Source organism: Nonomuraea longicatena, from assembly GCF_039525605.1.
Taxonomy (GTDB): Bacteria; Actinomycetota; Actinomycetes; order Streptosporangiales; family Streptosporangiaceae; genus Nonomuraea; species Nonomuraea longicatena.
The window spans coordinates 26495-39167 of record NZ_BAAAHQ010000006.1 but is presented as its reverse complement, the minus strand read 5'-3'; the positions used below and the strand labels follow the sequence as shown (position 1 = coordinate 39167).

Annotated in this window: 5 protein-coding genes; 3 read left to right on the top strand and 2 right to left on the bottom strand. The window is 71.3% G+C overall.

Annotated features, from left to right (window positions below; all coding sequences use genetic code 11):
* The first annotated feature begins 74 nt into the window (after nt 1–74).
* From ABD120_RS07325 to ABD120_RS07315, 3 genes are all read left to right on the top strand, one after another.
* Nucleotides 75–968 (top strand): LysR family transcriptional regulator, encoded by an 894-nt coding sequence (locus ABD120_RS07325; RefSeq protein ID WP_343948950.1) that lies wholly within the window; start codon nt 75–77, stop codon nt 966–968.
* A gap of 364 nt (nt 969–1332) precedes the next feature.
* Nucleotides 1333–4626, top strand: a complete 3294-nt coding sequence (locus ABD120_RS07320) for a LamG-like jellyroll fold domain-containing protein (protein WP_343948949.1) — start codon at nt 1333–1335, stop codon at nt 4624–4626.
* 191 nt (nt 4627–4817) lie between these two features.
* Entirely contained in the window at nt 4818–10931 is a 6114-nt protein-coding gene (locus tag ABD120_RS07315; protein WP_343948948.1) for an RHS repeat-associated core domain-containing protein, read from the top strand.
* 57 nt (nt 10932–10988) lie between these two features.
* Here the strand turns inward: ABD120_RS07315 and ABD120_RS07310 are convergent, their stop codons facing one another.
* Nucleotides 10989–11381 carry an SgcJ/EcaC family oxidoreductase gene (locus ABD120_RS07310; RefSeq protein ID WP_343948947.1) on the bottom strand — a complete coding sequence of 131 codons (393 nt, stop codon included), beginning with the start codon at nt 11379–11381 and terminating at the stop codon, nt 10989–10991.
* 62 nt (nt 11382–11443) lie between these two features.
* Nucleotides 11444–12673: ABC-F family ATP-binding cassette domain-containing protein (locus tag ABD120_RS07305; protein WP_343948946.1), on the bottom strand; the 1230-nt coding region annotated here is incomplete at its 5' end.

Genomic DNA, 12673 nt, shown 5'->3' with positions numbered 1-12673 from the left:
AAACAAAGGATCCTGTGGGCCGTCACAGGCATCCGCTGTGTCGCGCGACAAAGCGGGCAAGTACCGTGTCCCCCGTGATCGACCTGGACCTTCGGCATCTGGAATCGTTTCTCGCGGTCGCGCGGGAACTGAACATCACCCGCGCCGCCACCCGCCTGCACCTGACGCAGCAGGCCGTCTCCACCCATGTCCAGCAACTGGAACGCTCGCTGCGGGTGACGCTGCTGGTGCGTACGTCACGAGGAGTGCTGCTGACGGCGGCCGGCGAGGAACTCGCGGCGGGCGGCCAAGCGGCCCTCGCCGACCTGGAGGAACTGACCGAGCGGGTGCGCCACACCGCCCGCCGCCAGTCCGGGTCGCTGCGCCTGGCCTGCTGCCCGTACGCCACGTCCCTGTTCGCCGCCGAGGTCGCCGACGCGATGGAGTCTGCCGTACCGGGGCTGTCGGTCGAGCTGAGCAGCGTGCGCAGCCCGCGCGAGGAACTGGAACTGATCGAGGCCGGTACGGCCGACGCGGCGTTCATGTGGCTGCCGGTGGGTGTCCCCGGGCTGCGGCACGCGGTGGTCCGCACCGATTCCAGGGCCGTGGCGCTGTCGGCGTCGCATCCGCTGGCGGGGTGCGCGTCGGTGTCGCTGGCCGAGCTGTCCGGCGAGCCGGTCGTCCGTCCGGACGTGTACGCCTCGGCGGAGTCCGAGCGGCACTGGATCGCCGACCCCCGGCCGGACGGCAGCCCGGCGCCGCTCGGCCCGTCGGTCGCCCAGATCGAGGAGTGCCTGCTCATGGTCGCGAGGGGGCGCGGGGTGTGGCTGGCTCCCGAGCCGCTGAGCCGGTGGGTTCCGGCGGTCAACGTACGTTGGGTGCCGGTCAGCGACGCCGAGCCGTCCGAGCTGGCCGTGGTGTGGGGCGAGCGGGCGCCGGAGCCACTGGTGGCGCGGCTGGTGGCGGAGGTGGCGAAGGTCGTCGGTTGACCTGCATCCGAAGCCGGCCGACCCGTCGCGAGGGCTCGCCTCCACCTGGCACACCTTACGCCCGTGAGGGGTGGGACGGCCGGGTGGACGCGGCCTGCCGTGCTGTCAAGCCTGAAGGCCGCCGATCTTTGTAGGTTTATGTCAATAAATCAAGATTTCGTGGAAAATCTCTACATACCGGGCTCAGCCTCTTGATCCATTTATGGCGCATGTACAGACTTGGCGCTGGATACCAGGCTTACAGCGCACCAACGGAGGCATGATGCCCCGGGTCAAAACCACGACTTCCCGCGAGCGTCCAGGCGGTTTAGGGCGCCTGAACCCTCGCCCTCTCACAGCAGTCGTCGCGACGGCTGCTGTACTTATGTCAGGACTGGCCGCACCCGCGGCCGGGGCGGCGACACCTCCTACCACCCCGGCCACCGCCCCAACCCCGGCCTCCACCCCGCAACCGGCGGCGGAGACGGTCACCGAGCGCGGCGCTCTCGCGGCGGCCCGCCGGAGCGGTGAACGGGTCGAGGTCGGGTCGCTGCGCACCGAGACCCGCACCGTCTTCGCCGACCCCCAGGGCGGGATGGTGCTCGAACAGCACGCCCGCCCGATCCGGGTACGCAAGGACGGGGCGTGGGCAGCGGTGGACACCACCCTGCACCGGCTGCCCGACGGCTCGATCGCCCCCGCCGCCACCGCCGCCGACCTGCGCTTCTCCGGCGGCGGCGACAGCCCGATGGCCAAGGTCGGCAGAGGCGGCAAGTCACTGTCGTTCACCTGGCCGGGCAAGCTCCCGGAACCCGTCCTCGACGGCCCGACCGCGACCTACGCGGACGTCCTGCCCGACGTGGACCTCCAGGTCACGGCGGACGTGGACGGCTTCTCCCACGTCCTGGTGGTCAAGAGCAGGAAGGCCGCGCTGAGCGGCCGCCTCGACCGGCTCCGCTTCGCCCTCAAGGGCGAAGGGGTCACCGTACGGCAGGCCAAGGGCGGCGGGCTGCAGGCCGTGGACCGCACGGGCGCCGACGTGTTCACCGCGCCCACCCCCCTCATGTGGGACACACCGGCCCCCCAGCCGGGTAGCCGGACGGCTCTCGCCGCCCAGCCCGGACAGGGCCCGAGCCCCGGTTCGAAGCACGAGGCCATGGGGCTGGCCGTCGGCGGCGACGCGCTGACCCTGACCCCCGACCGCCGCATGCTGAAGGACCCGGCGACCCGCTTCCCCGTCTACCTGGACCCGTCGGTTTCGGCCGCGCGCGGCGCCTGGACCGCGGTCTGGAAGAAGTACGCGACCACCAACTACCTCAACTCCAGCGATGTGGCCCGCGTCGGCCACGAGAACCAGACGGGCGGCACCAACCGGTCGTTCTTCCAGATGAACACCGGCAGCGCCATCCACGGCAAGCAGATCATCAAGGCCACGCTGCGCACCTACGAGACGTGGTCGTGGTCGTGCACGAAGAGCGCCGTCGAACTGTGGCTGACCGGCACCATCGGCAGGGGCACCACCTGGGCGGAACAGCCGTCGTGGGCCACCCAGCTGCAAACTGTAAACGTTGCCAAGGGCTGGGGCACCGCCTGCCCGGCGGGCGGCGTGGAGTTCGACGCGACGGCCGCGGCCGTCCAGGCGTCGGAGAAGAAGTGGCCGCACATCACGATGGGACTGAAGGCCACCAAGGAGACCGACACCCAGAGCTGGAAGAAGTTCAAGAACAACCCCACGCTGGTCGTCGAGTACAACACCATCCCCACCACGCCCGTCACGGCCGACATCTGGTCCGACCCGGGCGGCGGCTGCGTGAGCGGCACGGGCAGGCCCCTCGTCGGCTCGGCCACACCGAAGCTGTGGGCCAAGCTCCGTGACGGCGACAACTCCGTGAAGGGCCGCTTCGAGTGGTACAACGCCGCGGGGACGAAGGTGGGCGAGACGCTCACCCCGGCCGCGGCCTCGGGCAACGCCTTCACCGCCACCGTCCCCGCCGGCGCGTTCACCGACAACTCGGTGATCCGCTGGAGGGTGCGCGGCGAGGACGGCAAGGCCAACAGCGCCTGGGGACCGTACTGCGAGATCGGCGTCGACACCAACGCGCCGGGCAAGGAGAGCACGGTCACCTCGCCGCAGTACCCGGAGAACGCGTGGGCCGACGGGATCGGCCGGGCGGGTGAGTTCACCTTCGGCGCCAACGGCGTCACCGACGTGACCTCCTACCTGTACGGCCTCAACACCAACCCCACCACGGAGGTGCGCGCCGACGCGGCGGGCGGCCCGGCCACGATCCGGCTCACCCCGCTGGAGGAGGGCCCGAACGTCCTGTCGGTCCGCAGCAAGGACGCCGCGGGCAAGCTGGGCCCCATCCGCAGCTACGTCTTCAACGTGCGCGCGGGCACCGGCCCCACCGGCTTCTGGCGGCTCGACGAAGGCTCCGGCACGACCGCCAAGGACGAGGTGGGCACCCGCCCGGCAACCGTCTCCGGCGGCACCTGGGCCGAGGGCCGGGCAGGCCGGGCGCTGCGCTTCGCGGGCGCCGGCCAGCACGCCTCGGTCAGCGGCGGAGCCGTGCAGACCGACCGCAACCTCGCGATCTCGGCATGGGTACGGCTCAGCTCGCTGCCCACCGGCAACGCCGCCGCCGTCGCCCAGAGCGGCCAGGACAACAGCGGCCTGTGGCTCGGCTACCGGGCCACCACCAAGTCGTGGGCGTTCATGATGAACAACCCCGGCGGCACGTCGCAGACCGTCTGGGCGGAGAACGCCACCACCGCGCCGGTCGCGGGCCAGTGGACACACCTGACCGGCGTCTACGACTCGGCCACCCGCTCGCTGTTCCTCTACGTCAACGGACGACTGGCCGCCGGGCCGGTCGCCTACCACGGAGGCACCGGCCCGGCCACCGCCCTGCAACTCGGGCAGGCCCTCTACCAGGGCAGGCAGAGCGACCCGTGGCCCGGCGAGGTGGACGAGGTCCGCGCCCACGACCGCGTCCTGGCCGACGACGAGGTGGTCAAGCTGGTCAACCACGCCGCCACGCTCACCGGCCACTGGAAGCTGGACGAGACCGCCGGCACGTCGGCCGCCGACGCCTCCGGCCGTACCGGTGCGCTCGCGCTCGGCTCGGGCGCGAGCTGGGCCGGCGGCTGGGTGGACGGCGCGCTCGCGCTCGACGGGGCGACCGGCCACGGCCAGGCGCCGAAGGCCGCCGTACGCACCGACGACAGCTTCACCGTGGCGGCGTGGGTGCAACTCGACGCGCTGCCCGCCGCCGACGCCGCCGTGCTCTCGCAGAACGGCAGCAGAGGCAGCGGCTTCACCCTCGGCTACGCCGCCGACGGCCCGCGCTGGACCTTCGGGATGACCAGCGCCGACGCCGACGGGGCGCCCGTGACGCGCACCCGCTCGGACGCGGTGCCGTACGCCATGGAGTGGACACACGTCGCGGGCGTCTACGACGCGCTCGCCAGGAAGCTGCGCGTCTACGTGGGCGGCCAGCTCGTGGCCACCACCGAGATCGACCATTTGAGCACATGGAACTCGGGCGGCCCGCTCCAACTGGGCCGGGTCCTTCGCGACGGCGTCTTCTCCGGCCACTGGCCGGGCTTCGCCGACGACGTCCGTACCTATCAGGGCGCGCTGGGCGATCTGGACATCGCTCAGCTGGCCGCCGCATAGCACCACCCTGCGGGGCGGAGCCACACCGAGGCTCCGCCCTGCCGGGCCGTACCCATGCCCGACCTCAGGACGGTGAGATGAACGATTTAGAGGAGTTCTCCGAACACACCCGTTCGACTTTTCTGATTTTCGAGTGGTCCGCCCGTAAGTTCCGGTGGTTCGTCCGGGGCTGCGCCGCTACCGCGGTGTTGGTGACGGTTCCGCTCGTGTACGCCATGCCCGCGCAGGCCGCACCCCGGGAACGGCCCGGGGTGCAGAAGCAGGAACCGGTGCCCGGCCGCTCGGTCCCCGTGCTGCCCAAGAGCAAGAACCTCACGGCCGAACGGGCCATGAAGACCCCCGCCGCCGTGTCGTGGCCGAAGGCGGGCACGGCCGAACTGGCGCCCGGCGACAAGGCCGCGGTCAGTGCGGGCAGCCTGCCCGTACGGCTGGCCGCTCCCTCCGACGCCCGGCGCGCCCAGGCCGCACCCGAGCAGGTGAAGGTCGAGGTGCTCGACCGGGCCGAGACGCCGGGCGTGTCCGGCGTGGCCCTGCGCCTGTCCAAGGGGCAGGGCGCCACCCGGGGCGGCCCGGCCAGGGTTGAGCTCGACTATTCGGGCTTCCGCCATGCTTTCGGCGGCGACTACGCCTCGCGCCTGCAATTGGTCAAACTGCCCGAATGCGCGCTGAGCGGTGCCCAGGCGGACGCCGGGACGCCGTGCCCGAGTCCGGAGCCGGTGCCGACCCGCAACGATCTCAAGGCCGGCACCGTGCAGGCCGACGTGGACGTCGCGGCCTCCGGCGCGTCCCTGTACGCGCTGACCGCGTCGGCGGCGGGCTCCTCCGGCGACTACTCGGCGACCGGGCTGTCGGCGTCCTCGTCGTGGAGCGTCGGCACCCAGTCCGGTGACTTCAGCTGGAACCACCCGATGCGGGTCCCGCCGTCGATCGGCGGCGAGGAACCCGAGTTCAGCCTGAGCTACTCCGCCCAGAGCGTGGACGGGCGCACCTCCGCCACCAACAACCAGACATCGTGGGCGGGCGAGGGCTTCGACCTCACCCCCGGCGGCTACATCGAGCGCCGCTACAAGTCCTGCATGGCCGACGGCCGTAAGACCGGCGACCTGTGCTGGGACCACGACAACGCCACCCTGGTGCTGAACGGCAGCTCGACGGAGCTGGTCAAGGACGCCACGACCAAGCAGTGGCGGCCCAAGCGCGACGACGGCACCCGGATCGAGCTGGCCACCGGCGCCGCCAACGGCGACAACAACGGCGAGCACTGGAAGCTCACGACGACCGACGGCACCGTCTACCACTTCGGCCTGAACCGGCTGCACGGCTGGACCTCGGGCAAGGAGGAGACGAAGTCGGCCTGGACCGTCCCGGTGTTCGGCAACGAGGCGGGCGAGCCCTGCCACAACGCCACCCCCGCCAACGCGTGGTGCCAGCAGGCGTGGCGGTGGAACCTCGACTACGTCGAGGACCGGCACGCCAACGCCATCACCTACTGGTACGCCACCGAGGGCAACCACTACGGCCGCAACGAGAAGCCCGAGCTGGAGACCCCTTACGTCCGTGCCGGCTACCTGACCCGCATCGACTACGGCTACCGCAAGGACGACCTGTTCACCGTCGCCCCGGCCTCCCGGGTGAACTTCACGGTCGCCGAGCGGTGCGTGCCCGGCGGCGCCGTCACCTGCGAGCCCGCGCAGCTCACCAAGGACACGGCCAAGCACTGGCCGGACGTGCCCTTCGACCGCAACTGCAACGCGGGTGAGAGCTGCAAGGACCGCCTGTCCCCCACGTTCTGGACCCGTAAGCGGCTGGCGAAGGTGACGACGCAGGTCCGCTCGGGCACCGCGTTCAAGGACGTGGACTCCTGGACGCTGAAGCACGGCTTCCCCGCCACGGGCGACGGGCTCAGCCCGGCGCTGTGGCTGGAGTCCGTCCAGCACACCGGTCACGTCGGCGGCACCCTCGCCCTGCCCGCCGTGACCTTCGCCGGAGTGCAGCTGCGCAACCGCGTCGACTCCAACGAGGGCCGGGCCCCGCTGTTCAAGTGGCGGGTGCAGTCGATCAACACCGAGGCGGGAGCCGAGGTCCGGGTCAACTACGCGGCGGAGGAGTGCGCGGCCACCGGCCTGCCGGCCGCAGACCGTAACACCAAGCGCTGCTTCCCGCAGAGGTGGGCACCGCCGAACGAGCTTGAGGTCCTCGACTGGTTCCACAAGTACGTCGTCGCCCAGACCGTCGAGGTCGACCGGACCGCGCGTTCGCCGTGGCTGGTCACCGACTACGAGTACCTCGACGGCTCCGGCTGGCGCTACAGCGAGAACATCCTGACCAAGCCCAAGGAGCGCACGTGGTCCGACTGGCGCGGCTACGGCCGGGTCCGGATTCGGCAGGGTGACGGCCAGGACGGCCCGCGTACGCTGACCGAACAGCGCTTCTACCGGGGACTGCACAACGACCGGCTGGCCGACGGCACCCGGACGAGCGTCAAGGTCACCGACACGGAGAACAAGTCCCGCGACGACCTCGACCACCTCGCCGGAGCCGAACTGGAGACGATCGTCTTCGACGGCGACGGCGGCAAGGTCCTGACGTCCACCATCGAGGAGCCGTGGTCGCGTAAGTCGGCCGAGTCCACCTTCGAAGGGGTGACCAAGACCGCCCACGTCGTCCAGCCGGCGAAGGCGGCCACCCGGGACCTGAAGGAGGACGGCACCTGGCGGCGCACCGCAGAAGAGCGCGCCTACGACGAGTACGGGCAGGTCACGCAGGTCAGCGACCTCGGCGACGTCGCCGACGCGGCCGACGACACCTGCACCCGCTACACGCACCTGCGTGATACGGCTGCCTGGATGCTCGACTTCACCAGCCGTGTGGAGACGGTCGGCAAGCCGTGCTCCGTCGAGCCGCAGCGGCCGGCGGACGTGCTGTCGGACGAGCGTTTCCAGTTCGACGGCCGCACCTTCGGCACGGTCCCGATGCGCGGCGACGTGACCCGTGAGGAGGAGCTGACCACCTACAGCGGCGCCTCGCCGCAGTACGTGGCGACCGAGTCGCGCAGCTACGACGAGTACGGCCGCCTGGTGAAGGAGACCGACGGCGCCAGCGGCTCGATCACGACCGCGTACGTCCCGGCCCGGGGCGGCCACGCGACCGAGGTCCGCACCACCAACCCGCTCGGACACTCCGACGTCACCTACGTCGAACCCGCCTGGGACGAGCCGATCGCGGAGGTCGACGAGAACGGGCGCCGTACCGACCTCGATCACGACCCGCTCGGCCGGGTCGCCAAGGTGTGGCAGCACGACCGGAGCAAGTCGGCCGGTCAGACGCCCAACACCGAGTACTCCTACACCGTCCGCAGTGACGGACCCAACATCGTCACCACCAAGACGCTCGCCACCGACGGCACCTACATCGCCAGCCATGAGCTGTTCGACGGCCTGATGCGCGAGCGTCAGACCCAGGAGCCCGCCCCCGGCGGCGGCCGGACGATCACCGACACCTTCTACAACTCCACCGGTGACGTCGCCAAGAGCAACGAGGGCTACTACGCCCTCGGCGACCCGGAGACGAACCTGTTCGACGCCGTCGACGACAAGGTCGCCGGGCAGATCGTCTCCACCTTCGACGGGTCCGGCGAACTGGCCGGCCAGAGCTTCCGCGTCAAGGGCCAGGAGAAGTGGAAGGTCGGCGTCCGGCGCGCGGCCGACAAGCAGCACGTGACCCCGGTGGCCGGCGGAACCGCCACGACCCTGCTCACCAACGCCGACGACCAGGTCGTCGAGCAGCGTCAGTACAAGGGCGCGACGCCCACCGGCGAGTACGACGCCACCAAGTACACCTACGACAAGGCGGGCCGGATCACCAGCCTGACCGACCCTGCGGGCAACGTGTGGCGCCACCACTACGACCTGCGCGACCGCGAGATCAAGACGGAGGACCCGGACAAGGGCACGACCACCCGCGTGTTCAACGACCTCGACGAGGAGGTCTCCACCACCGACGCGCGCGGCACCACCCTCTTCCACACCTACGACGCGCTCGGCCGCAAGACCGCCACCCGCAAGGACGCGGCCAACGGTCCCCTGCTGGCGGAGTGGCGCTACGACGTCCTGGCCAAGGGGCACCTGGCCGAGACCGTCCGCTACGTGGACGGCCAGGCCTACAGCGCGAAGACCGAGGCGATCGACCGGGAGTACCGCACTCTGCGGCAGAGCGTCACGATCCCCGCGCGTGAGGGCAAGCTCGCCGGCACCTACCAGTTCAACACCCGCTACACCGCCGACGACCAGGTGCAGTCCATCACCTTCCCTGCTGCGGGCGGACTGCCGGACGAGACCGTGACCTACGGCTACGACGGGCTGCGCCAGCCCAACCGGGTCGAGGGCCTGTCCCCCTACGTCACCGACGCCCGCTACGGCAAGCTCGGCGAGACCCTGCAGTACGAGCTGAGCACGGGCACCCGCAAGACGTGGCTCACCTACACGCACGAGGAGGGCACCGGCCGGCTCATCAGGTCGCAGCTGGACAGGGACAACGCCGCCAGCTCCGACATGGATCTCAACTACACCTACGACGCGGTCGGCAACGTCACCCGCATCTCCGACCGGGCGGGCGGCCGCGACGCCGACACCCAGTGCTTCACCTACGACTACCTGCGGCGGCTCACCTCCGCCTGGACGGCCACGGACAGCTGTGCCAGCGGCTCGCCCCGGCCCGAGGTGATCGGTGGTGCGGCGCCGTACGCCACCAGCTACGCCTACGATCTGGTGGGCAACCGGACGAAGGAGACGCACCACGCCTTCGCCGGACGGCAGGAGGTCGTGCGCGACTACAGCTACCCGAAGGCGGGCGGCCCCCGGCCGCACGCGCTGACGGCGGTCACGCCGACGGGCGGCGGCCAGGCGTCCTCCTACGAGTACGACGCCTCCGGTAACACGGTCGTGCGCCGTACCGGTACCGCCGAGCAGCGGCTGATCTGGGACGCCGAGGGCAACCTGGAGTCGGTGACGGAGGCGGGCAAGACCACCTCCTTCGTCTACGACGCCGACGGCGACCGTCTGCTCCGCAAGACGCCGACGGAGAGCACGCTCTACGTCGACGACATGGAGCTGCGGCTGGACACCGCCAAGCAGGTCGTCGAGGGCAGTCGCTACTACACCGTCAACGGCGACGCGGTGGCGATGCGCGACTCGGCGGGCAAGGTGTACTTCTTCGCCGCCGACCACCACGGCACGGCCCAGGCCGCTGTCAACGCCGACACCGGCGACGTGGCGATCCGCAGGCAGACCCCCTTCGGCACCGACCGTGGCGCCGCGCCGACCTGGTGGCCGGGTGAACGCGGCTTCGTCGGCGGAACCGTGGACGCCACGACCGGCCTGGTGCATCTGGGGGCCCGCGAGTACGACCCGGCGATCGGCCGGTTCCTGTCGGTGGACCCGGTCATCGACGAGAGCGACCCGCAGCAGTTGCAGGGCTACTCCTACGCCAACAACAGCCCGGTGTCCATGACCGACCCCGACGGGCAGCTGTTCTGGTTCGCCGCCGCTGTCGCGGTGCGGGTCGCCCTGCAGATCGCGGCCCGCCGGGCTGCGGCACGGGCGCTGGCCCGCAAGCTCGCCGAGCAGGCCGCCCGGCGCCGAGCCCTTGAAGAGGCCAAGCGCAAGGCCATCGCCGAGGCCCGGCGCAAGGCCCTTGAAGAGGCCAGGCGCAAGGCCATCGCCGAGGCGAAGAAGAAGGCCAAGGCCGAGGCCAAGAGGAAGGCCGAGGAGAAGGCGAAGAAGGCGGCGGAGGCCGCCGCCAAGCGCAGGGCCGCGGCGGCTCGGGCACGTGCCGCCGCCTCCCGTCAGCGGGCTGCGGCCGCACGCCAGCGGGCGGCCGCGCAACGGGCACGAGCCAGGCAGGCGTCGGCGCGAGCGCGGGCGCAGCGGGCGGCGACCCAGCGGGCCAAGGCGATCAGGGCCAGGCCCGCGCACCGGCCCACGACCCGCAGGGCGCAGCAGCGGGCGACTCCGCCCAGGGCCCAGCGGAATCCGGCCAACAACAACAGTCAGGCGCAGCAGCCGAGAAGGGGGCTGTCCGAGCAGCAGTTGAGGTCGATCGACCAGCAGATGGGCTCGCAGCGCTACTCGCACACGGAGCTGAGAACCTACACCCGCTCCGCGAGGCAGCAGAAGGAGTTCATGGCCGACCAGGGCACCGGGCACGGCCCGGCGAGCACCCGGCCCATGGCTGACACCCCGCGCAAGAAGGGGTATGCCGTGGCCTGGTTCCTCGTCAGGTTCCTCATGCGGGCCAAGCCCGACTAACCGCACCCAACAGTGAAGGCGCTGCCCCGATCGGGGCAGCGCCTTCCGCGTCCGCGGTCAACCTTCGTCCACGACCACCGTGTTCTGGGCTGCGGTGATCTTCCAGGCGCCCTCCTCCTTCGTCAGGACGTACATCGGGGTGCCGACATATCCCTCGTCGCCGGTCCGCGACACCTGGCGCACCTTCACGGCGGCGACGTCGGGGCGCAGGAACAGCACGTGCTCCACCTCGAACGTCACCGTCGTGTCGCTCATCGCGCCCGGCAGCACCTGCCGGGTGAAGGCCGCGATGGTGTCCCTGCCGAAAAGTCGTTTGCCGTGTCCTGTGGTCCAGATCGCGTCCTCGCGGAAAAGTCCCACGAATTCGTCGACCAGTTCGTTGTTCTGCGCGTGCTCAACGGTGGCGACGATCTGCTTGATCGCCGCGAGCTCAACCTCGTTCGTCGTCATGTGCTCCATGGTGTTATCTCAAGTAACCTTGAGGTCCAGTGGGCGCGAGTGTGATGTACGTCTCACGACAGTCCGACGAGGTCGCCGTAGTCGGGGCTCCACAGGTCCTCGACGCCGTCGGGCAGCAGCAGCACCCGCTCCGGCCGTAGCGCCGCAACGGCCTCCTCGTCGTGGGTCACCATGACGACGGCGCCCCGGTAGGCGCCCACCGCCGCGAGGATCTCGGCCCGCGAAGCCGGGTCGAGATTGTTGGTGGGCTCGTCCAGCAGCAGCACGTTCGCCCCCGAGGTGACCAGCCCGGCCAGCGCCAGCCGGGTCTTCTCCCCGCCCGACAGCACCCCTGCGGGCTTGTCGCCGTCGTCGCCGCCGAACAGGAACGCCCCCAGCACCCGGCGGGCCTCGCCGTCGGTCAGGTGCGGTGCCGCCAGTGCCAGGTTCTCCCGTACGGTCAGCCGCCCGTCGAGCGTGTCGTGCTCCTGTGCGAAGTAGCCGAGCCGCAGCCCGTGCCCGTGGACCACCCGCCCCGCGTCCGGCCGCTCCCTGCCCGCCAGCAGTCGCAGCAGAGTGGTCTTGCCCGCGCCGTTGAGGCCCAGGACGACCAGGCGGCTGCCCCGGTCGACGGCGAGGTCCACCCCGGCCAGCACCGGGCGTTCGCCGTACGACTTGGCGAGGGAGACCGCGCCGAGCGGGGTGCGCCCGCTCGGCGCCGGTTCGGGCAGTCGGATCCGCGCGACCTGGTCCGTACGGCGGGCCGGCCGCGTGGCGGCCAGCATCCGGTCGGCGCGGCGTGCCATGTCCCTGGCCCGTACGGCGGTCGCCGACCGCGACCGCATCCGCTCGGCCTGGGCGTGCAGCGCGGCGGCCTTGCGTTCGGCGGCGGCCCGCAGCCGGGCCTCGCGGCGGTCGTCGGCCGCCCGGTCGGCGAGATACGTCGTCCACCCGGTGTTGTGCACCTCCAGGGCGGCCGTGGCCGCGTCCAGGTGCCAGACGCGGTTGACGACGTCGGCGAGCAGCCCGGTGTCGTGGCTGATGAGCACCAGCCCGCCGGGGTAGCCGGTCAGGAAGGCGCGCAGCCAGGCGACCGAGTCGCCGTCGAGGTGGTTGGTGGGTTCGTCGAGCAGAAGCGTGCCCTGCTCGGCGAACAGCACGCGGGCGAGTTCGACCCGGCGCCGCTGGCCGCCGGACAGGGTGCCGAGCGGCCGGGCGAACGCCTCGACGGGCTGGCCGAGGCGGGCCTGGTCGATCGGTCGCTGCTGGACGACGAGCCGACGGTCTCCACCTACCACGCCTAC